At 41.0% G+C, this 23330-nt stretch carries 15 protein-coding genes and 2 pseudogenes; 12 read left to right on the top strand and 5 right to left on the bottom strand.

The annotated features are described in order from the left end of the window. The first annotated feature begins 166 nt into the window (after positions 1–166). Both RMX98_RS29265 and RMX98_RS29260 read left to right on the top strand, forming a co-directional pair. A complete protein-coding gene (locus RMX98_RS29265) occupies positions 167–796 on the top strand; it encodes an NIL domain-containing protein (protein WP_322679536.1) in 630 nt (209 codons plus the stop codon). 18 nt (positions 797–814) lie between these two features. Then, a complete protein-coding gene (locus RMX98_RS29260) occupies positions 815–1153 on the top strand; it encodes an NIL domain-containing protein (RefSeq protein WP_322679537.1) in 339 nt (112 codons plus the stop codon). A 255-nt stretch (positions 1154–1408) separates the two neighbouring features. Here the strand turns inward: RMX98_RS29260 and RMX98_RS29255 are convergent, their stop codons facing one another. Next, on the bottom strand, positions 1409–1999 hold the full coding sequence (locus RMX98_RS29255) for a Crp/Fnr family transcriptional regulator (RefSeq protein ID WP_322679538.1): 591 nt from the start codon (positions 1997–1999) through the stop codon (positions 1409–1411). Positions 2000–2287: 288 nt separating this feature from the next. Further along, a complete protein-coding gene (gene cysE / locus RMX98_RS29250; RefSeq protein WP_322679539.1) occupies positions 2288–3013 on the bottom strand; it encodes a serine O-acetyltransferase in 726 nt (241 codons plus the stop codon). Between the two features lie 228 nt (positions 3014–3241). Between cysE and RMX98_RS29245 the strand changes: the two genes are divergently transcribed. Both RMX98_RS29245 and cysK read left to right on the top strand, forming a co-directional pair. Beyond that, entirely contained in the window at positions 3242–3709 is a 468-nt protein-coding gene (locus tag RMX98_RS29245) for an RrF2 family transcriptional regulator (protein WP_179063874.1), read from the top strand. 18 nt (positions 3710–3727) lie between these two features. Continuing rightward, entirely contained in the window at positions 3728–4690 is a 963-nt protein-coding gene (gene cysK / locus RMX98_RS29240) for a cysteine synthase A (protein WP_322679540.1), read from the top strand. Positions 4691–4759: 69 nt separating this feature from the next. Here the strand turns inward: cysK and RMX98_RS29235 are convergent, their stop codons facing one another. Next, positions 4760–5470, bottom strand: a complete 711-nt coding sequence (locus RMX98_RS29235) for a cadmium resistance transporter (protein ID WP_322679541.1) — start codon at positions 5468–5470, stop codon at positions 4760–4762. A gap of 916 nt (positions 5471–6386) precedes the next feature. On the opposite strand from RMX98_RS29235, the gene RMX98_RS29230 reads away from it, so the two are divergent. From RMX98_RS29230 to RMX98_RS29220, 3 genes and pseudogenes are all read left to right on the top strand, one after another. Continuing rightward, on the top strand, positions 6387–7898 hold the full coding sequence (locus tag RMX98_RS29230) for a hypothetical protein (RefSeq protein WP_322679542.1): 1512 nt from the start codon (positions 6387–6389) through the stop codon (positions 7896–7898). 242 nt (positions 7899–8140) lie between these two features. After that, positions 8141–8395: pseudogene (locus RMX98_RS29225) on the top strand (IS1 family transposase); the annotation flags it as partial. Between the two features lie 24 nt (positions 8396–8419). Next, positions 8420–9286, top strand: a pseudogene (locus RMX98_RS29220) (alpha-hydroxy acid oxidase); the annotation flags it as partial. 96 nt (positions 9287–9382) lie between these two features. On the opposite strand, the gene RMX98_RS29215 reads toward RMX98_RS29220, so the two are convergent. Next, positions 9383–9538 carry a hypothetical protein gene (locus tag RMX98_RS29215; protein ID WP_409881028.1) on the bottom strand — a complete coding sequence of 52 codons (156 nt, stop codon included), beginning with the start codon at positions 9536–9538 and terminating at the stop codon, positions 9383–9385. A gap of 52 nt (positions 9539–9590) precedes the next feature. Beyond that, complete coding sequence (locus RMX98_RS29210) at positions 9591–9737, bottom strand: hypothetical protein (RefSeq protein WP_322679543.1); 147 nt, start codon at positions 9735–9737, stop codon at positions 9591–9593. Positions 9738–10927: 1190 nt separating this feature from the next. On the opposite strand from RMX98_RS29210, the gene RMX98_RS29205 reads away from it, so the two are divergent. The 5 genes from RMX98_RS29205 (at position 10928) to RMX98_RS29185 (ending at position 23318) form a co-directional block, all read left to right on the top strand. Then, the gene (locus RMX98_RS29205) at positions 10928–13063 is read left to right on the top strand and encodes a patatin-like phospholipase family protein (protein ID WP_322679544.1); all 2136 of its coding nucleotides are present in this window, start codon (positions 10928–10930) and stop codon (positions 13061–13063) included. A 38-nt stretch (positions 13064–13101) separates the two neighbouring features. After that, the gene (locus tag RMX98_RS29200; protein WP_322679545.1) at positions 13102–14184 is read left to right on the top strand and encodes a 3-isopropylmalate dehydrogenase; all 1083 of its coding nucleotides are present in this window, start codon (positions 13102–13104) and stop codon (positions 14182–14184) included. After that, on the top strand, positions 14181–15890 hold the full coding sequence (locus RMX98_RS29195) for an aconitase/3-isopropylmalate dehydratase large subunit family protein (RefSeq protein ID WP_322679546.1): 1710 nt from the start codon (positions 14181–14183) through the stop codon (positions 15888–15890). The genes RMX98_RS29200 and RMX98_RS29195 overlap by 4 nt, the downstream gene beginning before the upstream one ends. A gap of 196 nt (positions 15891–16086) precedes the next feature. Beyond that, positions 16087–16482, top strand: coding sequence for a hypothetical protein (locus RMX98_RS29190; protein WP_322679547.1), 396 nt, complete (start codon positions 16087–16089; stop codon positions 16480–16482). A gap of 263 nt (positions 16483–16745) precedes the next feature. Continuing rightward, positions 16746–23318, top strand: coding sequence for a non-ribosomal peptide synthetase (locus tag RMX98_RS29185; protein ID WP_322679548.1), 6573 nt, complete (start codon positions 16746–16748; stop codon positions 23316–23318). Positions 23319–23330: the final 12 nt, after the last annotated feature.

Below are 23330 nucleotides of genomic sequence, written 5' to 3'. Positions count from 1 at the left end.
ATGTTTATCGTGTAGTTGCTTGGCGCGCGGCGCGGCTACACCGCGCCATTGCTTGTGACAGTTGCGTAAGTCCTGAACCAGACACAGCTGAGTTGTAAGGGCAAGGTTTTTTCCCCTTTAACCTTTTCCCTTTGCCCCAAAACCATCGCGATGGGGAATTAATCTGATGTCTCAGAGTAAATCTGTAGAATCCGCTTCAGTTCACAGTCGAATTCTCGTACCTCAACGGTATAACAGGCAACCTGTAATTTCTCGGCTGGTGTCTCGTTATGGTTTAACTGTCAATATCAAAGCTGCATCCTTGACATCAGATAGTGACAGCGATGGGTGGTTTGATTTGGAACTTTCAGGAAATCCCCAAAAACTGACAAATAGCTTATCTTACTTGCAAGGATTGGGAGTGAATTTGCTGCAACTAGCGATCGCTAACCAAATTCAACCCAACCAGCACTCTCTACCTTTCCCAAAACCAGCTAGTAAACTGAATCTCAAAGACTCTACATGGCTGACAAATCAATGGCAAGAACAATTCCAGCAATGGATTTCTCTGGGTCAAACCAATCGATTGCGCTTGCAACTGTGCGTCTTAAAATCTTATTACGAAGAACCAGTGATTTCTGAATTAGTTTCTCGTTATGGATTAACAGTCAATATTACCAGTGCAGTACTTCAACCCGATACGGAAGATGACGGCTGGTTTGACTTGGATTTGTGGGGGAGAACAAAGCAACTTTACTCTAGCCTAAGTTATTTAGAAAAACTGGGGCTACCGATTTGGCTGGATTTGTCTAATTAATAAAATCATCACTATCCAATGGCAGCACTAAATAACCAAAAAACCAATTCTCAAACCAGATTATCACTGGTTTCTTCAGTTTATGAAAAAAGCCAAGTCACTCAGATTCGTCTGCGGATACATATTCCCATAAGCTATCTGCAAGCGCCCGTGATTTCGCAGTTAATTTCTGCTTACGGCTTGGTAGTTAATATTACCAAGGCTATGCTACAACCAAATACAGATGGCGAAGGATGCTTTGACATTGAACTACGGGGAACAGTGCCACAAATTTCTAGCGGTTTAGCTTACCTAGAATCCCTGAATCTTAGAATTGTGGGCAAGCCGAATGCTGACGGTGATAGCTGGTTTTACTGAAATACAGGAGAATTCAGAATTCAGAATTCAGAACTCAGAAGTAAAACACGTTTTATACCAATTCACTAAAAGAATGAAACAGATTTAAACCCTGAAAGCTTTGCTAGATGTAAGTTTTTTCATAGTGTTAGCGACGTAGGAGCGTTATTGCGAATTGCGTTAGCGTAGCGGGGCGAAGCCCATTGTGAATTGGTGTTATACCTGGGTAACAGACGCAAACTTGTGTATCTCACTTTTCTTGAAATCTGCTGTAATTTAAATTTCGTAGTACCAAATTTCTTCTTCTTTTAGGACAATTCGATGTAAGGAGAGACGATTAATCAAGCCCTCTTGTTCAAACTGCCCAAGAACACGAGTGATAGTCACACGAGTCGAACCGAGCATTTCTGCCAGGTCTTCATGAGTCAGACGCATATCTATTAAACGTCCCTTCTCAACTTCCGAACCAAACTTTTTGGATAACCATGCCAACAGCTTGATGAGCATAGTATCCACTTTTTTATGGCTACGAATAACCATCAATTCTTGAGCCTGTTGGATATGGGTAAGTAGAGTTTCCGTTAGTTCAGTCCACTCTTCTAGAGGTAAGACTGTCGCCTCGACTTTAGTTAGACATTCCATCTGATAAGGTTCTAATTTTGACAAAGTTCTACCAACGACATCGCCAGGGCCCCACAATCCTAGAGCGACGGTTGTACCATCTTCCAGATAGGTAAAAGTCCTGACAAAACCCGTTTCAATCTTCCAAAGGCCGTTATGATGCTCTGGCAGAAATGACCTACGGGCAAAAAGCTGCTTAGTATTATTACTGCTTGAGCTAGATAAGCTTGTGTACAAAGACACCATATTATATAAAGCTATTCTCCGATAAACTAACCGTAGTATTATATTTATATCAGGTTCTAAGAGCATCTGGGCATTTTAAAGAAGGAGATGAGGGAGCAGGGGGAGTAGGGGAAAAGGTTATGGTTCGGCAAGCTCACCAACCAGGTTAAAGGGAAAAGGAATAAATTTAATCTTTCCCCTTTTCCCCTTACCCTTTTCCCCTTACCCCTTTCCCTTTCCCTTTCCCTTTCCCCATGCCCAATGCCCAATACTTCGACTACGCTCAGTACAAGTGCCTCATTCCCAAAATTAAATTCCTGCACCATCCAGAAAATCTTCAATCATCCCATCAGAATTTTTGCTCTTAGGTTTGCTGGTTGGTTCGTCACCAAGTTCAGTTGGGGGCAAACTTGATTGTTCTAACTCCTCGAACTGTTTCTCCAGAGACTTGACACGTTCAAATAAAGCGCGGATTACTTCAGCTTCTACGTCGCGGACTTTATCATGATCCAGAACATTGGTAGATGAGTTGTTCTGACGAGTCACGCGCCCTGGAATCCCCACTACAGTAGTGTTACTGGGGACATCTCGCAGCACCACAGAACCGGCTCCAATACGGACGCGATCGCCAATTTGAATATTTCCCAATACTTTCGCACCCGCTCCCACAACTACATGAGAGCCTAAAGTTGGATGGCGTTTACCGCTTTCTTTCCCAGTGCCGCCAAGGGTGACACCTTGATAAATCAGAGCATAATCCCCCACGATCGCAGTCTCACCAATCACTACTCCCATACCGTGGTCAATAAACACTCCCTGGCCAATTAATGCCCCAGGATGGATTTCAATTCCGGTTAAAAACCTACTAATATTAGAGATGAATCTTGGTATGAAGGGAATGCCAATTTTATACAGCCAGTGTGCCAATCGATGGCATATTAGCGCCTGAAGTCCAGGGTAACAGAACAATACTTCTAGCCAGCTACGGGCTGCTGGGTCACGCTCAAAAATGGTTCGCAAATCAGTTAGTAGCATACTCTGTTGAAATTTTGTTGGTAGGTGAGGCTCTGAAAACAGAAACTCAGGATGATTCCCACAAAAAGATTCAAGTTATTTATGGGAATTGTCTAAGTTAATAATCTACGGTAAGTCGATAGAGTATAGTGTTTTTGTGGGTAATAAGTGGGATGCTATCACATTCCACAATTGAAAAAAATTAATTTCGCATAAACTGCGATAAGTCCCTCAAATCACCGTAGTATATTGAGTACAGTCTTGAATAGCCAAAACTACGCTCTCTTGGATCTGTCTTCCAAAGTGGAATACGCATTGCTGGCACTCTTAGAGCTGGCAAGCCACCACGGAAAAAAACTTCCTTTAACCATGAGCGAGATCACTGCCAAGCAACCCATACCTGAGCGCTATCTGGAACAAATTTTGACCAACCTCCGGCGTGCTGGTGTGGTGCAGAGTCAACGCGGCTCTAAAGGAGGTTTTGTTTTAGTTCGTGAACCTTGGCAGATTACAATACTTGAAATTGTCACTTTGGTAGAAGGTGAGCGGAAAGAGAAAGATACCTCTGACTCTCCGACTCTGGAAAAGACTCTGGTTTATGAAGTTTGGGAGCAAGCTAACGCTGCTTCAATTGAAGTTTTGGGTCGTTATACACTCCAAAACTTGTGCGACGAAAGAGAAACTCGCGCCCAGCAGAGTCCAATGTATTATATTTAGACACGACGGAGTACCCCCATGCGGATAGCGAAAGATATCACAGAGTTAATCGGTCGAACTCCTTTAGTTCAATTAAACAAGATTCCCCAAGCTTCAGGAGCGGTTGCTCGGATTGTGGTGAAGCTAGAAAGCATGAATCCAGCATCTTCTGTAAAAGACCGGATTGGCGCGAGTATGGTGGAAGCGGCAGAAGAAGCAGGCTTGATTCACCCCGGAAAAACTGTTTTAGTAGAGCCGACTTCTGGAAATACAGGAATTGCGCTGGCGATGGTGGCGGCCGCTAAGGGCTACCATCTCATTCTAACGATGCCTGACACAATGAGCCACGAAAGACGATCTATGCTCAAAGCTTATGGCGCTCAATTAGAGTTAACGCCAGGGGTAGAAGGGATGCGAGGAGCGATTGGTCGTGCAGAGCAAATTTTAGCTCAAACGCCCAATGCTTATATGTTGCAGCAGTTCCGTAACCCTGCTAACCCAAAAGTTCACGCCGAAACCACAGCCGAAGAAATTTGGAATGATACTGATGGAGAGGTAGATATTCTGGTGGCGGGAGTGGGTACTGGTGGGACGATTACGGGAGTTGGAGAAGTTATTAAAAAACGGAAGCCGAGTTTTCAAACGATCGCAGTTGAACCAAGCAGCAGTCCGGTATTAGCAGGTGGTAAATCAGGGCCTCACAAGATTCAGGGTATCGGCGCGGGATTTGTCCCAGCAATTTACCGTCCAGAAGTGGTGGATGAAGTGATTCAGGTAGCGGATGAGGAGGCGATCGCTTATAGCCGTCGCCTCGCAAAAGAAGAAGGATTGCTATCGGGGATTTCTACTGGCGCTGCTTTATACGCTGCTATTCAAGTGGCACAACGACCAGAAAATGCAGGTCGCCTAATCGTCATGATCCAGCCTAGCTTCGGCGAACGCTACCTCAGTACCTCACTATTCAAAGACCCAGAGGAGAATGAGTGGTTAAGTAAAGTTTGATGCCATATACCGATTTGAGATTTTGGATTTGAGATTTTAATTTAGATCCAAAATCTCAAATTGGCTTAGTTATCTACTAGAATTTTCGCCAATTTCATCACCACTTTCATTATTTCTCACTAAAATCACCAAACAGACACCACTAGCAGCTAGCTTTATTGGACTTAAAGCTTCACTTTTTAATACAATAAAAGCGCCTAATCCGATAAGAACAAAAGGCACAATATTATTAACATAGCGAGTCAATACATCAGCGATAACTTTGTTATTAGTTAATTTGTATGCGACGTAGCACCAAACTCCTAACAAGAGAAAAAATAATCCGATAATTACCAAAAAATTCTCTAAGTTGCAGCTAGCAAATAAAGGCACGTAGACACTAATATTATCGCTACCATTGGCAATTGTAACGGCTGCCACACTATAAACTTGCGGAGGAAAAAAACTAGTAATTGTTGATGCTTCAGCTTTTTCTGTGGTAGCTACAACTTCTTTTGATGAATCTTCTTGCCGATTCACCAAGCTACTAATACCTATGGACATTGGTAATAAACCGAGTAATCCAATCCAGTTTTTTGATAAAACTAACCCACCAAATAAACCAGAAAGACTAAAGATTAACAGAACTGTAAAACCTAGAAATTGACCAGTAACTATATGCTGGGGGCGAAAATTAGAGTTTATTTGCGAAAAAAACAATAATAGAATAACAATATCATCAATGTTAGTGGCAATGAACGTAATTGCCCCTGTAGTAATTGCAGTAACTAACTCGTTCATATTTTAAGAGAAACATTGTCATGGCCATTACCAGTATCAGCGATCGCGTCATTGAAGATACCGTAGGCTAGGGTATTTGTTTCCAAGCTGTTTGCAGAACCCGTAATCTTGTCCTTGTTCTCACCAGTAGTGATATAGGACTCATATTTGATTTTTGAAAAAAATCCAGTATACCTTAATCTTCTGAAATCCTCTTGCAAGAGTGCCTATTCCCTATTCCCTATTGCCTATTCCCTATTCCCTATTGCCTACTAAGCCAAGTGATTTCAGTAATCAAACCGGATTCCTATAATAGCTTTTTTAATGTTCTGGATACCGATGCTGCTTTTCTCGCCGTTTTGTTGCTGCTTATATGCAGTATCAGTGCCGATGAGTGTGTCTTCTCTTTTTGCCAGTATTTAGCTAAAACAGCAATTCATCTCAGCATGAGATGAATTTGTATGTTAGTTGACACCTACAAGTATGGTTCCTGAACTTGTCGTTAGCGCACTTGTACTGAGCGAAGCCGAAGTAGCTTCTTGTAGAGAAGGAAAGTTTTTATTCATAACTTCTGTACCTCCAGCAAGAACTGTTTTCTGTTGTAAAAAGTAGAACGGCGTTAATAATTAAAGGTTTGTATTAAGCAGATATAGCCTTAATTTAAGAGCTATTTGTGAAGCTTTCCCTGCTTTAGCCTTCACTACGAGCTAATTTCTATTATTTTTACATTACTTAATATACTTTATTTTATTCACACCCACTTAACTTAAATATCTGTTGGTAATTAAGCTAATTATTAACAAATTAACAAGTTAGCGCTGACGCGATCGCAGAAACTTTAAACTTTAAGTTGATATTACTAAATTGTCTTGCTCTTTACCCTGTTAGGATATTAATCAGTGTTGGATAGCCGTTTAAGTTTTGATTATATTGTTTGATGATTAATCTTACTAAATTTAATAAAATTGACTTACTAGTTTTAATTGGGATTGTCATTATTGGTCTTATACATTTACCTTTTCCATTTGACGGGGATCAAGCATTTTTTAGGCTCGGTGCTTTGGAGATGCAACAAGGAAAGGTACTCTATCGTGATTTTTGGGATGTCAAACAACCGGGGATTTTTTACTTTTACTTTTTGGCTGGAACTTTATTTGGTTTTAATGAGATTGGCATCCATCTCTTTGAACTTATTTACATGGTATTTTTTTCTATAGTATTGTTACTGAGTCTCAAAAGCTATTTTCGGCATCAGAGAATCGCAAGTCTAGTACCTCTATTAACGGTTGGCGTTTATTATACAGTTTCAGAACCTTGGCATCTTACTCAAGTGGAGGCACTGGTTGGTTTTCCTCTATTCATTTGTCTTTGGCTAACTCATCAATCTTTTAAATATAAAGGAAAGCAAAGATTTTTTCTCCTTTCACTCTCAGGCTTGATTGGGGGAATTGTCCTCATATTTAAATTAATGTTTTTGCTAATATTACTTTCATTTTGGCTAACACTCTTGATATATACTGTGCTCCTAAATCGACAGAATATTTCAAAAATTTTTCTAGAAATGTTTTGGCCAATTTTTCTAGGGATTTTATTTCCTCTTCTATGTGTTGTTAGCTATTTTGCCTATTTTAATAGTTTACCAATTTTGTATCAGACCTTCTTTTTATATCCACCTAAGATTATTGCGAATTCAAAATTTGAGCCAATTAAGTTTTTTTCAGGAATGAAATGGTTCTTAAATGGTTTTTATCCTCTACTTTTAGCGGCTACTGTTGCAGTTGACGTATCATTGCGGAAGTCTAAAAATATATTGACTTTGTTACTTGTTGTTTGGTGTATTTTTGGTTGGGGTGTTATTCTTCTACAACGTGGGGCATTTTGGGAGTACCATTATTTATTATTATTTGTACCTATTGGTATTTTAGCAACCAAAGGATTAGATGTTTTATGGGAGTCTTTAAATAAATTGAGTTCCCGACTGACTACAATTTTGCTGATCTTTTTATTTTTCTTACCTTTATCGCACGCTTTTATCAAAAAAAGCGCGATTCTCGCCGAGCATAACTTTGCTTTAACTGAAGATACACGATTTCAATATCAAAGTGTTTTTAGAGAAATATATCCATCTCTTCGTTTGGAGGCTGATTTTATCTCCCAACCAGGAAGTCTTCCGGGTGAGATATATGTAGCTGGCGATCCATGTATTTACTACTTCTCTAATCGTACTCAGGCAATATCATTACGTGGATGGGCACTTGAATATTTTCTACCTGAGCAATGGACAAAACTTCTAGAGCAGTTAGATTCATCAAAGCCTCCTTATATCTTTATTGATTATATTCAGCAGCCTATCATCAAAGAAAGTTTTCCAAAAATGTTAGAATTTGTGGAAGAAAGATACCGTATTGTACATCAAAACAATAACGGTATTTGGTATATGATTTTGTAGAAAAATTGTTATCAGTTAATAAGAGGATGTCTGGATAAATAGTTATGATTCCCACAGTCATTGCACCCCACCCCCAACCCCTCCCCGCTTGCAGGGAGGGGAGACAAAGCATAGCTTTCTTTGGCGATCCATGACTTATAAGAACCATCATCAAAAGTTTCAACGACCTCGAACTTAACGTGGGCTGGCACACGACCAAGAATATGGCTTTTTTGTTTGATTGCGGCATTAACCAGGACATTGTTTCCTGTTGGCAATGTTACTTCTATGTTACAGATGGGTGGAAAGTTTATCCCTGTTTTATAGAGTCAGGAGACCATATTGTCAGTAAAACCTATATGACTAGGCTAGAGGGTGAAAATACAAGGTTAAGGCATTATTTAGCACGACTACATCGAAAAACATTATGTTACTCCAAGTCAGTAGATATGCTTAAATACTCAATTCGATTATTACTTCACTATTTAAGGTATAGAGAAATACCTGTATTTAACTGATTCATCCCGCATTTATGCAACGCCCCAATATTGATTGCACCTATGGCATTTCAGTGTTTAGCAGATGCGGAAGGGGAACTAGCAACTGTTAGGGCTGCATCTGCATTCGGTGCAGGTATGGTTCTTAGCACCATGTCAACCAAAAGTTTAGAGGAGGTGGCTATTACAGTTAAAAGTGAAAATTTTCAACATTTGTGGTTTCAACTATATATTCATCGCGATCGCTCTTTAACGCGCGATTTGATTCAAAGAGCGGAAGCTGCTGGTTTCAATGCCTTATGCCTGACAGTAGACGTACCTGTGCTGGGACGCAGAGAAAGGGATCGGCAAAATAACTTTACTTTGCCATCTGGGTTGGAATTAGCAAATTTATCTGGACGCAAAATTCCCGAAACAGTTGGAGAATCAGGGGTATTTGCCTATGTTGCTCAACAATTCGATCCAGCATTAACTTGGAAAGATATTGATTGGCTGCGATCGCAAACTAATCTACCTCTGGTGGTTAAAGGCATTTTACGCCCAGATGATGCAGTGCGGGCTGTAGAATATGGAGTCCAAGGAGTGATTGTATCTAATCATGGAGGTCGGCAACTAGATGGTGCGATCGCCACAATCGACGCTTTAAGTGATGTTGTGGCTGCGGTTGGCGATCGTGTAGATGTGCTAGTAGATAGTGATTTTCGGCGGGGTACTGATGTTTTGAAAGCTCTAGCATTAGGTGCAAAAGCTGTCTTGGTTGGCCGTCCTGTATTGTGGGGATTATCTGTTGCTGGAGAAACTGGTGTTAGGCAAGTCCTAGAAATATTACGCGATGAGTTAAGTATTGCAATGGCATTAAGTGGCTGTAGAACGATACAAGAGATAGACGCAAGTTTAATAAAGCAAATTTAAGCTTTGTTATCTGATAGCGTTTAACAAGAAATAATTTACGAACCCAGCCGGAAGCCTTCAGCCTCCGGCGACAGAATGTTTGAATTTTGAAAACACTTAAATTTTCAAGTTTCCGCGTCGTCTTTGTTCGGATTCAACTGCTTCAAAAAGAGCTTTGATATTACCACTACCAAAGCTTTCTGCTCCCTTTCTTTCAATAATCTCCAAAAAGAAAGTTGGACGACTCTGTATTGGTTTAGTGAAGGCTTGCATGAGGTATCCAGTCTGGTCTTTATCTACAAGTATATTTAATTCTTGAAATGTTTTAATCTCTGGAATCGCATGACCAAGCCTTAGATTTTAATTCAACTGCTAATTGTGCATTCTGTGAGACATAACCTTTATTTTTTTCAATAATTTCTTGTTTTAATATTTTATGGGTCGGTAAAGTTGTATTTGCAGGTATTTCCATAGTTTCGCTCCTTAATTATGCTTAAATTCAGCTTCTATAGATTTATTCAAATCCAAAAATAGAAAATAATATTTTATGTAAAAAATTGAATATTTCTAGATTTAAAAATATAGCAGTAAAGTATTCATCGTATAAATCAATAGTCTGTTTAAAAAACTCAATATACATTTACTATCTTCTGGATAAAGGATAGTTAGGGCTGATTTGCAAACTCAAGTAAAGTACTTGTTTAGTAAGGGTCTTAGGAATTTAAGGCAATAAAGTATTGATTTGCTGAAACTCAAACCTAGTAATAAGTTAAGTACTCTTAAGATGTTCTTTACGAATCAGATCTTATAACTTTTCGACTGATTTGAATTCTTGCTTATTAATAAGCACCAAATACCCATGTTAGCTCATAATACAATACAAGCTAACTCTGGTACTCTGTCAATAGTACATTATAAAAAACTTAAGTCAATTATATTTGATAATTCTTTTTTCTTTAAACTTTAAATTTAAAAATATTTTAATTTTAGCTGTCTTAACTGTCTTAACTGTCTTAACTGTCCACTCAAATTGTCTTAACTGTCTTAACTGTCCAGTTAGACCGTCTTAACTGTCCACTCAAATTCTCTTAAGTGCTATTGCATTTTCTTGATAAAGCTGAGATTATTTGAGAGTCTAGATTAAGTACGTTGCAATACTACTGTGTTTGTGCATTTTCAGATCAGAATTGGATTCGTCTTCAAGGTTAAAGAGTAAAGGTTAAAGATTTTTCTTTCCCCTTAAAGAAAAAGTATTGATGCACGTTGGTTTTAAAAAAGCTAGTTTAATTAATGAAAAAATTAAATCATTTGGTTATCAATACATTCTAATTTACTAAAATTTACTAAAATTTGCTATAGTTTCTAGGATTTACAAATAACTTATCTATTTATTGCATTTATAAAAGAAGGCAGGAGGCAGAGGACAGTTATTGCAAAAACAAAGAAGTATGAATGGAATGAAAACTTTAGTTATGGGTATACCCAGTTTAAAAATAATATGTTGCGCGTGGGTTACTCAAGCCAGACTGCCTCTTGAATAATTACGAATTACGTTAGTTCCACAAAGAGCGAGTCCGCTTACTCTTATATAGAAGCAAGCTAGCAAGAGCATCTCATAAAGAACGTCATTACGAATTATCTTATTTTGGAGATTAAAATATTGTGACAAACCAGGTATATAGCCAATCAGTTATAACATTTGATGGTCAAGATGATTACATAGATTTTGGCAAAAACGATTTTGGTGGTGTTTTTGCTCAAGGAAGTTCAGCCTTTACGATTTCTGGATGGGTGAATCCTCATCAGCTAACAGATAAAGCAACTACTTATGGAACGCGCAATGTTTTTTTCGCTCGTTCTTCAGATCGATATAGTGATAATTTTGAGTTCGGCATCAGTGAATCAGGAAATTTAGATGTATTCATTGATGAGACTAATGAGAAGAAAATTAAAAGTTTTGGCAATGGAGAATTAACTGTCGGACAATGGCACTTCTTAGCCATTGTTTTTAACAAAGGTCAGTTAAGTATATATCTTGATGATCATGAATATTTTGGCTATTTTACAGGTGACTCTTTAAACAAAGCAACTAGTTCTGTTACCCTGGGCGCGACTTTACACAACAACGTATTTTTCACAGGTCAATTAGCTAACATTAGTGTTTGGAATTATCCTTGTCCCCCAGTGGAAATCGAGAGGCATCGCTCTCAGCCTCTAGTTGGAAATGAACAAGGATTAGTCGCTTATTGGGCATTAAACGAAGGGCAAGGAACGACTGTAAAAGACCAGACTGTAAATGGCCATAATGGAAACTTACGTGGCAAACCTAATTGGGATTTAGCACAAATTCCATTTGGAATTACACAATCATCGGACGAAAGTGAGAGACAAGATCAGCTAGCGAGTAGTTCTGAGGAAGGAAACCTTACGGAAACTGTGGTGCTGCAAGAAGAGAGCTTGATTGCAGGTGTTCTCGCAGCCGAAGTAATTGCAGCCAGTGAAACCGAATTGCAGCAAGATGCTGTTGAGGTTGTCTCAATCGTAGAAACTGGCATCCCAATCGAACCGACAACTGTAAATCCAAAAGCTAAAAAAGGGACAAAGAGACAGAGTGAAAAATCTGCAAAAATTCAAACTACTGAGCCAAAAGCCGAAAAATCCGAAACAGTCGCAGTCGATATCCAACAGCAAGAACAACCGCAAACATCAACTCAGGAGCGATCGCAAAAAACTATGAATGCAAAAGCCAATCCCAAATATAAAATACTTGCTATTGATGGCGGTGGTATTCGGGGCATTATCCCAGCCCTGCTACTAGCAGAAATTGAAAAGCGGACACAAAAGCAGATTTTTAATTTATTCGATTTAATTTCTGGCACTTCCAGTGGCGGAATTTTAGCACTGGGATTAACTAAACCCCGATTAGATTTAGAGATCGTTGATAGCTTACCAGCCGCCCAATATAGTGCTGAGGATCTCGTCCAAATATATCTTGAATATGGAGCAGAGATATTTTACGAGCCATTTTGGGAACAAGTACTCGGTCAACTAGAGGATATATTCGTCCAACCAAAATATTCTTCTGAAGGCAGAGAGGAAATTATCAGACAATATTTTGGTGATACTCCTTTAGAAAATAATCTCAAAGAAGTTTTTGTAACTAGCTACGATATCGAGCAGCGAATCCCGATATTCTTTACAAACAAACTAGAAAGACAACAGACAGAATCTAAAAAGTTTCGCAAGTTATGCGGAGGTTTTACGCTTACAGATGCGGCATTGGCAACTAGTGCAACTCCAACTTATTTTGCTCCCTATCGCGTTGCAAGTTCTCATAATAGTAACGGCTTCTATACTTTAGTCGATGGCGGAGTAGTCGCTAATAATCCCGCTAATTTAGCTATTTTAGAAGCGCAAATTAGTAGACAAGAAAACCAACAAGTATTAAATACAGAGGATATTTTGTTAGTATCCTTAGGTACTGGTTCTTTGACGAGTACTTACTCTTATGACGAAGTTAAAAAATGGGGATTATTGCAATGGGCAAAACCGCTCTTAAATATTGTGCTTGATGGTGGGAGTGAAGTAGTAGCTGGAGAATTAGAAAGGTTGTTTGAGGCTAATAGTAAAGGCAAGAAAAATCCTTATTATCGATTCCAAACATTCTTAAAAACTGAACTCGAATCAATAGATAATGCCAAACCAGAAAATCTGCGACAGTTACAAATTTTAGCTAATACACTAATTCAAGAGAAAAGTAAAGAAATCGATGAGTTGTGTAGTATTTTAACAACCTAAATCTGGGTAAGCCAACAAGATATTGGAGTCATAGCAAAATGGGGTCTTTAAGTAAGCCATCTTATCGGATTGTCGCCATTCCTGGGGAAGGGATTGGGCCAGAAGTTGTGGAAGCTTGCTTAAAAATTCTGCAACACATCGCTAAAATTGAAGGGTTTACCTTGCAGGTAGACTATGGCTGGCTTGGTACAACTGCCTTTGAACAACTGGGTAGTTACTTCCCTCAAGCCACCGCCGAACTATGCGATGGAGCCGATGGAATTGTATTTGGTGCAGTTACTCAAGGGGGACTTTTAGAACTCCGAAAGCACTTCGATTTTTTTTGCAATCTTCGCCCAATCCGTAGCGTTAAAAGTCTTCTGGATAAATCTAGCCTTCGACCAGAGAAAATTCAAGGACTTGATATTCTCATCGTTCGAGAACTGGTAAGTGGAATCTATTTTGGCCCATCTGGAAGAGGCTCAGACGAGCGAGGAGATTATGGCTATCATACGATGCGCTACTACGATGAAGAAATTCGTCGGATCGCTCGCAAAGCCTTAGAGCAAGCCCAATACCGCCGAGGATTGCTTACCGTAGCCCACAAGGAAAACGCTTTGCCTCATTTGCCTTGGACTCGTCTAGTTCAAGAAGAAGCTACACAGTTTCCTGGCGTTGTTGTCGAGCCGATGCTAGTAGATAACTTAGCTATGCAAATGGTTCTCAATCCACAGCAATTTGATGTAATTTTGGCGGGGAATTTGTTTGGAGATATTCTCAGCGATATTGGTGGTGCATTAGTTGGCTCAATTGGCTTGTTAGGATCGGCAAGTCTTAACGCTAATGGATTTGGTTTGTATGAAGCGATTCATGGTACAGCCCCAGACATTGCAGGCAAGGGAATTGCTAATCCTCTTGGCACTCTTGGAGCTTGTATTTTAATGCTTCAGCAATGGGGAGAAGTGCAGGCTGCCCAACGGATTATTGCAGCGCAAGACCGAATTTTAGCTAAGGGATACCGAACAACTGATTTGTTTACTCAAGGAGAAGAAATTTTAGTCAATACTGCAACCTTAATTGATCTTTTGCTTGAAGAACTTTCAGTGGTACAACATTCTCAATTAGGAGTGCTTCATCCATGAGTAAGGCAAATAACGTTTTGCACCTGGGAGATGATATCAATACCGATGATATTATTCCTGCAAATCGAGCGACCAATGATCATCCCGATCGCTTAAAACACTATGCTTTAGAACATGTGATTGGAGCAGGGGAACTACTAAAATATGATGTGATTGAAGCAGGAGAAAATTTCGGTTGTGGTTCGAGTCGAGAAGTTGCCCCCATTGCCCTGCAAGCTGCCGGAATTAAAAAAATTCGGGCGCGATCATTTGCGGAAATTTTTTATCGTAATAGCATCAATATTGGACTATCTCTAGAAATTCTGGGAGAGAAACAGGAGAATCCTGTAGTTGATGCGATCGCAGCAGCCGGTGGGTTAATGTCTTTTAATCAGCTGCGTCGTCAAGGTCAAATCACCATTCCTCGCAGCCTAACCTCGACCCGATCCATGACTTTAGTAGAAAAACTTCTGGCCAAAGCCTCTGGAAATTCCTACGTCCAGCCGGGAGAAGTGGTTTTTGCCCAGGTCGATTTAGCATTATCCCATGATGCTGTGGCCGGGCCTGTGGCCAAGACATTTTATAAACACTATGGAGAAGGAGCAAAGTTGTGGGACTCCCAAAAGGTGGTTTTGGTAGCCGATCACTTTATCCAAGTCAATGACATCCGTGCTGATGACAAAGCTAATGTCATGTACGAACAGATGGTTGAATTTGCCAAAGTCCAAGGATGCCACTTATTTGATATGGTTTCCCCAGGTGAAGCAGCAGGCATCTGTCATGTTTTACTCCCCGAAAAAGGGTTTGTCCGGCCCGGAATGGTAATTGCTGGTACTGATTCTCACACCTGCACTTATGGGGCATTGGGAGCTTTTTCTACGGGGGTAGGAACCACCGATATGGCTAATATTTATGCCACTGGAGATATGTGGATTCGTGTTCCTCCAACTATAGTATTTGAGTTGTCTGGAACCTTGCCACCTAAAATCAGTGCCAAAGATATTATCCTATTTATCCTAGGAAAAATCGGCTGTGCTGGTGCTACCAGCAAGGTAATGGAGTTTAGAGGATCAATCCTGGCACAACTGCCTTTTGATGAACGGTTGACTCTAGCCAATATGGCTGTGGAGTGTGGTGCAATCTGTGGTTTGATTGTTGCTGATGAGATGACTCGTGAGTATGTAAAAAACCGGAGCTTACAAGAATTTGAAGAGATTATCGGTGATGCTGATGCTGAGTACGAAAGGATTTATCAATTTGACCTCAGTGATTTGGAACCACAAGTTGCACGTCCTCCGAAACCAGATCAAGTAATTGCCGTTAGTCAGCTAGAAGAAATTCCGATTACCAAAGCTTTTATTGGCTCTTGTACTGGGGGTAAACTCTACGATTTAGCTCAAGCAGCCGAAGTTTTGAAAGGTCGCCAACTGGCAGACGGTGTAAACTTATTTATTGTACCTGCAACCATTGAAATTAGAGAACAAGCCCAATTCTTGGGTTATCTCGACATTTTTGAACAAGCCGGGGCACAGATTCTCAAGACAGGTTGTGGGGCTTGTATTAATTCTGGACTTGGGGTTTTGGCAAAAGAAGAAACAGGGATTTATGCAACCAATCGCAATTTTAAAGGACGCAGTGGCGATCCAACGGGCAAAAATTATTTGGCCTCACCAAGAACAGTAGCTATTTCTGCTGTAAATGGAAAAATTAGCGATCGCCTCGATTGAATTGGAGAATAGTGATTGCTATCCCAAGCAAATTGAACTATCAGATTAGGGGAAATAAAAAATATTAATCTAATCTGAGCGCGAATGACTCTTATTTAGTTTAGTCTGGTTTTAAGAGCGGTTTCTTTATTTAGAAAGACTCCATTATCGTACTCTTACTAATGTTTGAACCAACAAAGGATTTTAGGTAATTCCAATGGACGAAATCGTTAAAAAACTTGCTGGTCTGGGTCTTCCCGGTATAATTCTCGTGATTTTAACAGTCACATCAGCCGGTAGTAATGCTGCTATTGTTGCTACCCTCACAGCCTTGGGAGGCCCCCTTGGCATTGTTGGAGGTATAGGATTGCTTGGTCTGATAACGGTTGTAGGCGATACTGTAGCGGGATATGGAATTGAAGCTGTTCTCAAGGCTATCTATAATGAACGTAGTAAGACCGAATCCGTGAGATTCCTCCTCAAAGAAATTAAAGATTTACCGATTTCAGAAGAGCTAAAACTCAAACTGAAAAATGAACTTAGTCCACCAGAGGTTATTATTGATCCGGAAGATGTTCAGATTCCAAAAACGATTGAAATTGTCGAGGAATAATTTCACTATTAGATTCGTTGAAATTTCTGGCAAAATAATACTAAATTAAGTGCGCTCGCACTTAATTAATTTATCTCAAAAAATATAAATGGCCTCTGAGTCCGATGTTATCGGAATAAATACTCAAAGGCCATCATTAAAGTTCATAGAAATGATAGCCTATGTTTGAAAGTCAATTTAAACCTCCGCAAACGATTAAATTCTAAAAATATAGCTCAATCTGAATTATTTAATTACGAATTACATTGGTACTAATTTGATTCATGAAAGAAATTGTAATTAACTCTACTCAATCTATTGATAATTCTTCTGCTTTCACCGAACAAGAGCGGTATAAAATATTATTTGAATGGAATGATACAAAGGTAGATTATCCCCAGCATCTATGTATACATCAGCTATTTGAAGCGCAAGTAGAAAAAACCCCAGACAGTATCGCTGTTGTCTTCAAAGAGCAACAATTAACTTATCAAGAATTGAACTACCAAGCCAACAAAATTGCACATTATCTACAAAGTTTGGGTGTAAAACCAGAAGTATTGGTAGGAATTTGCGTTGAGCGATCGCTAGAAATGATTGTAGGAATGTTGGGCATCCTTAAGGCGGGTGGAGCTTATGTGCCACTAGATCCAACGTATCCCAAAGAGCGTCTAAGCTTTATGCTCTCAGATTCGCAAGTGCAGGTGGTGTTAACTCAAGAAAAATTCGTTGAAGATTTGACTGCAAGCGGGGCGAAGTTGGTTTGTCTGGACGATCAGAAATCTTGTCATTCGCAGAGCAACGAGAATCCTAGTAGTGGAGTTGCGCCAGCAAATTTAGCTTATGTAATTTATACATCAGGGTCAACAGGAACACCCAAAGGCGTGCTGATTCAGCATCAAGGTGTGTGTAATTTAATCCAAGCACAAATAAAGCTGTTTAATGTACAGCAAAATAGCCGTATTCTTCAGTTTGCTTCTTTCAGCTTTGATGCTTCAGTTTGGGAAATTTTCTTGGCTCTGTGTTCAGGAGCTAGCCTTTACATTGGAACTCAAGACTCCTTGCGCCCAGGAACAGATTTAATGCAATTTTTGCGCGAGCAATCAATAACTCAGGTAACACTACCACCCACAGCGCTAGCAGCGTTACCAATAGCGGAATTGCCCAATTTGCAAACCCTGATCGTCGCCGGAGAAGCCTGTAATCCGAAGCTGATAGCTGAATGGTCAAAAGGACGGCGCTTTTTTAATGCTTACGGGCCAACGGAATCAACAGTCTGTGCCACAGTAGCAGAATATACTGGCAACACTCAACTGACGATTGGTAAAGCGATCGCCAACACTCAGATATATATTCTCGATCAAGATCAGCAACCAGTTCCTATTGGTACTCCTGGCGAATTGTATATTGGTGGCGATGGCTTGGCTAGAGGTTATTTGAACCGCCCAGAGTTAACTAAGGAGAGATTCATCGCTAATCGCTTCCAAAGAAGCAGAGGAGCAGGGGAGCAGGGGAGCAGGGGAGAGAAAAAAGACCAATCCTCAAATTTGGAACGTCTCTACAAGACTGGGGATTTAGCCCGCTTCTTACCAGATGGCAACATTGAATTTTTGGGGCGAGTCGATCATCAGGTGAAGATTCGCGGCTTCCGTATTGAACTGGGAGAAATTGAGGCACTTTTGAGTCAACACCCGGATGTACAGCAAGCAGTAGTAATTGCCCGTGAAGACATCCCTGGTGATAAGCGTCTTGTTGCCTATATTGTCCCTAACCAAAAACTTGATGTGAGCGTCACTATTCTCAAACGCTTTCTCCAAGAAAAACTGCCTAACTACATGGTTCCAGCAGTTTTTGTAATCCTAGACTCCTTACCTCTGACTCCCAATGGTAAAGTCGATCGTCAAAATCTTCCAGCTTGCGATCGCACACGCCCGGATCTTGAAGAAACCTTTGTCGCACCTCGTAACTTTACTGAAGAAACACTCTTTAGCATCTGGACTAACTTACTCGGACTTGAGCAAATCGGAATCGATGACAATTTTTTCAATTTGGGCGGTCATTCTTTAATAGCAGCTCAAATGCTTTCCCGCATCCGCGAGAGTTTCCAAGTCGAATTATTTTTTCACCACATTTTTGCCAATCCTACCATAGCGGGTCTAGCTGGGCTGATTGAACAGCACAGCCAGCTCAAACACCAGTTGCAACGTCCTGCTATGCAACCAATTTCACGAGAAGGATACTTGCCTGCTTCCTTTGCTCAAGAGCGAGTATATTTCATTCAAGAAGTAGCTCCTGAAAGTACTGCCTATCAAGCTCAGGTAACTCTGCGATTCACCGGTAAACTAGATGTGGCAGCATTAGAACAGTGCCTCAGTGAGATTGTTCGACGGCATGAAATCTTCCGCACGACTTTTCCGGCAAGAGATGGACGGTTATTTCAAGTAATCCACCCAGCTTCACCACTTAAGTTAACAGTAGTAGACCTCCAGACATTTCCTGAGTCTGAGCAAGAAGCAGAAAGTCAGCGCCTATTTGACGCAGAGGTGCAAAAGCCCTTCTACTTAGATCAACTGCCATTAGTCAGATGGTTATTGTTGAAGTTGAGCGACCAAGACCATCTTTTGATCCACATTGAACATCACATGGTTCATGATGGCTGGTCTTTCAATAATGTGTTCTTGAATGAGTTCGTGGAACTTTATCAAGCCTTTTGTTTGGGTAATCATTCACCACTACCGGAATTAACATTCCAGTTTGCAGATTATGCCCATTGGCAGCGAGAGTGGGTAAAAAGCCAGGAAGCCGAAGCTCAATTAGCCTATTGGCAGCAAAAGTTATCCGGCAGTTCACCTCTACTGGAATTACCCTATGACCGCCCGCGCCCAGTAGAACAAACTTACAACGGCGCTCAAGTCAGGGTAGAGTTGCCCATTAGCTTATGCGAATCTTTGAGAGTCCTCAGCCGTCAAGAAGGAATCACCTTATTCATGGCGACGCTGGCAACTTTTTTAGTAATGTTGCGCCGCTACACCGGACAGGACGATCTCTGTGTGGGGACAGCTGTTGCCAATCGGCGGATGCGCGAAACAGAAAAATTAATTGGCATGATTGTTAATAATTTGGTTTTACGCACCGATTTGTCTGGAAATCCCACATTTCGGGAGTTACTGGGTCGAGTTCGCCAAGTCAGTCTGGAAGCCTTTGCTAATGAGGATTTACCCTTCGATAAGGTCGTAGAGGTTCTCAAGCCAATACGGAACCTAAGTTATAATCCCCTGTTTCAAGTGATGTTCAGCTTCCATGATTCTCCCCAGCCAGACTTAACTCTCCCAGACTTGAACATCAAAACAAATGTAGCCCTCAGCAACAAATCAACAAAGTTTGATCTTGATGTCGTTCTGATCCCGCAACGTGGTGGGGAGAAGGGAATTACTGTTATTTGGGAATACAACACCGACTTATTCGATGCTGCCACAATCCAGCAAATGGCAGAGCAATATCAAACTTTACTAGAGGGAATTGTCGCCAATCCAGAGCAACGAGTTTCCCAATTACCGCTAATTACAGCAACGCAACAGCAATTACTAAAGTCCTGGAATCAGACTCACAGGGAGTATGCCGCTAAAGGGTGTATTCATGATTTATTTGCGGCTCAGGTGGAGTTAACACCCGATGCTGTAGCTATTGAGCAAGAAGGTCAACAGTTAACTTATCGCGAATTGAGCGATCGCGCCAATCAATTAGCCCACTATCTACAAAGTTTGGGAGTCAAACCAGAAACTCTAGTTGGTATCTGTGTTGAGTGTTCCTTATATAAGATTGTCGGCTTACTCGCTATTCTCAAAGCGGGGGGTGCATACATTCCTCTCGATCCAGCTTATCCAAAAGAGCGACTAGCTGATATTCTCGAAGATACACAACTGGGCATTCTGCTGACGCAAGCAAAATTACAAGCCAAATTACCAGATTATGCCGGGAAAACGATCTGTTTAGATGCAGACTGGGAAATAATTGCTCAAAATAGTACAGCTAATCCTATTAGTGAGGTTCAACTTCATAACCTCGCCTACATTATTTACACCTCTGGTTCCACAGGCAAACCCAAAGGCGTGATGATTGAGCATCAGTCATTGACAAATTTTGTCATGACTGCAACGCATGAATATGGAATTAATGCAAGCGATAAGATTCTGCAATTTGCATCTATCTGTTTTGATACATCTGTTGAAGAAATCTTACCTTGTCTTGCAGTTGGTGCGACATTAGTGTTGCGAACCGAGCAAATGTTGCACTCCAGCGAGGAATTTTGGCGGTGTTGCCGAGAATGGCAGTTAACTGTTTTGGATCTTCCCACAGCTTACTGGCATCAGTTAGTAGCAGAACTTTCCTCTGAAGATTCCCGAATTTCCGAAAGTCTGAGAATGGTGATTATTGGTGGGGAAGAAGCTCAACTCGAAAAAGTGAAGCGCTGGCATAGTAGTATTGCTCACCTCTCCCATCCACCCCAATTAGTTAATAGTTACGGGCCAACGGAAGCAACGGTTATAACCACCTTAAATCGGTTAACCCCAGCAGCTAAATTTGTTAGCATTGGACGACCCATCAGCAATGCTCAGGTTTATATTCTGGATCAATATCTGCAACCTGTTCCTATAGGAGTTCCCGGAGAACTGCACATTGGCGGAGCCGGATTAGCTAGAGGATATTGGCAACGTCCTGAACTTACGGCGGAAAAATTTATTAAGAATTCCGAATCTGATCGCCTCTACAAAACAGGGGACTTGGCACGATTTCGCGCAGATGGCAACTTGGAATATCTCGGTCGAGTTGACAATCAGGTGAAGATTCGCGGCTTCCGCATCGAGTTGGGAGAAATCGAGACGGTGCTGAGACAACACCCACAGGTGTTTCAAGCTGTCGTCGTTGCTCGTGAAGATATTCCTGGACAAAAGCGACTCGTGGCTTATTTTGTGCCTAAAGAGTTGCAACCGACTACCGATGAACTACGCCATTTCCTAAAAGCAAAGTTGCCTAATTATATGGTTCCCTCGGCGTTCATGCTGTTAGAGGCGCTGCCGATGACTCCAAACCAGAAAATAGATTACCGTGCCTTACCAGCCCCCGACCTCTCCCGTAGTGTAGATAACTTTGTTACGCCCCAAACTCCTACAGAAGAGAAATTAGCGGCGATTTGGTCGGAAATCTTAAGATTAAAACAAGTCGGCATTCACGATAACTTCTTTGAATTGGGCGGAGATTCCATCCTCAGCATTCAGGTAATTTCAAGAGCCAATCAAGCAGGTATCCAAATTGCCCCTAAACAGCTATTTCAGTACCAAACCATTGCTGAGTTAGCCGCCGTAGCCGGAATTACTCGCTCCGTCAAAGCTGAACAAGGTTTAGTAATTGGCTCAGTGGCGCTGACACCCATTCAACATTGGTTTTTCGAGCAGAAATTGTCAGAACCTGATTACTTTAACCAATCAGTCCTGCTGGAAGTGCCGCCAGATTTGCAACCAGAGCAATTACAGCAAGTTGTGGAAAAATTGTTACTGCATCACGATGCTTTGCGTCTGCGATTTGTCCAGGAAGGCGAAAACTGGCAGCAGTTTAATTACGAATTAGGAATTACGAATTACGAATTATTTAGCGTTATCAATTTGTCGCAGCTGTCAGCAGAAGAACAACAAACAGCAATGAAAGCGGCGGATGCTGAACTCCAAGCTAGTTTGAATTTATCTACTGGGGAGATAGTGCGAGTGGTGCTGTTTAAGTTGGGCAATGCTCAACCTGGTCGGTTACTGATCGTTATTCATCACTTAGTAGTAGATGGCATTTCGTGGCGGATTTTGCTCGAAGACTTGGCTACTGCTTATCAGCAAATCAGTCGTGGCGAAGCTATTAAACTACCATCGAAGACAACTTCTTGGCAATATTGGAGCGATCGCCTAACAGAATATGCACAATCAAAGGCGATATCAGATGAGTTGAATTACTGGCTTAGTGAATCTAGTTTGAAAGTTACCGCCTTGCCAGTAGACTATCACTTCGATGCTCAGTACAAGCCTTCAGATCAAGAAAATAACACCTTAGCCTCAAGTAATTCTGTATCGCTTTCTTTAACTGAAGAACACACCCGCGCCCTATTGCAAGATGTACCCTCTGCATACAACACTCAAATTAATGATGTGCTGTTGACTGCCCTAATGCAAAGCTTTGCCCAATGGACGGGACAGCGTTCTCTACTGGTTGATTTAGAGGGACACGGACGAGAAAACTTATTTGAGGATGTGGATTTGTCGCGGACTGTGGGCTGGTTTACCACCTTATTCCCCATTCATTTACAGGTAGAAGAAGTTGACCATCCAGGAGAGGTTTTAAAGTTAGTTAAAGAACAACTGCGGCGCATTCCCAACCGAGGCATCGGCTATGGCATTTTGCGATATTTGCACAAAGATGACACAATTCGCGCGAAATTTCAGGATTTGCCCCAAGCACAAGTAAGTTTTAACTATCTTGGCCAGTTCGATCAGGTGCTTCAGGCATCTGCCGTATTGGGTTTGGCTGAAGAATTCAAAGCTGAACAGAGTTTACTGAATAGGCGCAGCCATCTATTAGGAGTAAGCGGATTTATTCGTGCAGGAAAGCTGGAAATGACTTGGATTTACAGCGAGAAAATTCATAAACGAGACACCATTGAGCATTTGGCCTTTGGGTTCATGGAAGCATTAAGAACCTTGATTGCTCACTGTCAATCCCCTGATGCGATCGCTTATACACCTTCAGACTTCTCAGCAGCCAGACTCAGCCAAAAACAGCTTGACAAATTCCTAAGCAAAATCAAAAAAAATAAATAGTCATTTGTCATT

The sequence above is a fragment of the Nostoc sp. DedQUE02 genome (genome assembly GCF_034531035.1).
In the GTDB taxonomy this organism is placed as follows: Bacteria; Cyanobacteriota; Cyanobacteriia; order Cyanobacteriales; family Nostocaceae; genus Nostoc.
The sequence above is the reverse complement of the archived record's forward strand: the minus strand, read 5'-3'. Positions and strand labels throughout refer to the sequence as shown.

What these genes read in the sequence shown, in the direction of transcription:
- RMX98_RS29195 (WP_322679546.1), top strand. Translation starts at nt 14,181, where the DNA reads ATGAGTAAGGCAAATAACGTTTTGCACCTGGGAGATGATATCAATACC.
- RMX98_RS29260 (WP_322679537.1), top strand. Translation starts at nt 815, where the DNA reads ATGGCAGCACTAAATAACCAAAAAACCAATTCTCAAACCAGATTATCA.
- cysE (WP_322679539.1), bottom strand. Translation starts at nt 3,013, where the DNA reads ATGCTACTAACTGATTTGCGAACCATTTTTGAGCGTGACCCAGCAGCC.
- RMX98_RS29235 (WP_322679541.1), bottom strand. Translation starts at nt 5,470, where the DNA reads ATGAACGAGTTAGTTACTGCAATTACTACAGGGGCAATTACGTTCATT.
- RMX98_RS29265 (WP_322679536.1), top strand. Translation starts at nt 167, where the DNA reads ATGTCTCAGAGTAAATCTGTAGAATCCGCTTCAGTTCACAGTCGAATT.
- RMX98_RS29200 (WP_322679545.1), top strand. Translation starts at nt 13,102, where the DNA reads ATGGGGTCTTTAAGTAAGCCATCTTATCGGATTGTCGCCATTCCTGGG.
- RMX98_RS29215 (WP_409881028.1), bottom strand. Translation starts at nt 9,538, where the DNA reads ATGCAAGCCTTCACTAAACCAATACAGAGTCGTCCAACTTTCTTTTTG.
- cysK (WP_322679540.1), top strand. Translation starts at nt 3,728, where the DNA reads ATGCGGATAGCGAAAGATATCACAGAGTTAATCGGTCGAACTCCTTTA.
- RMX98_RS29255 (WP_322679538.1), bottom strand. Translation starts at nt 1,999, where the DNA reads ATGGTGTCTTTGTACACAAGCTTATCTAGCTCAAGCAGTAATAATACT.
- RMX98_RS29230 (WP_322679542.1), top strand. Translation starts at nt 6,387, where the DNA reads ATGATTAATCTTACTAAATTTAATAAAATTGACTTACTAGTTTTAATT.
- RMX98_RS29210 (WP_322679543.1), bottom strand. Translation starts at nt 9,737, where the DNA reads ATGGAAATACCTGCAAATACAACTTTACCGACCCATAAAATATTAAAA.
- RMX98_RS29190 (WP_322679547.1), top strand. Translation starts at nt 16,087, where the DNA reads ATGGACGAAATCGTTAAAAAACTTGCTGGTCTGGGTCTTCCCGGTATA.
- RMX98_RS29185 (WP_322679548.1), top strand. Translation starts at nt 16,746, where the DNA reads ATGAAAGAAATTGTAATTAACTCTACTCAATCTATTGATAATTCTTCT.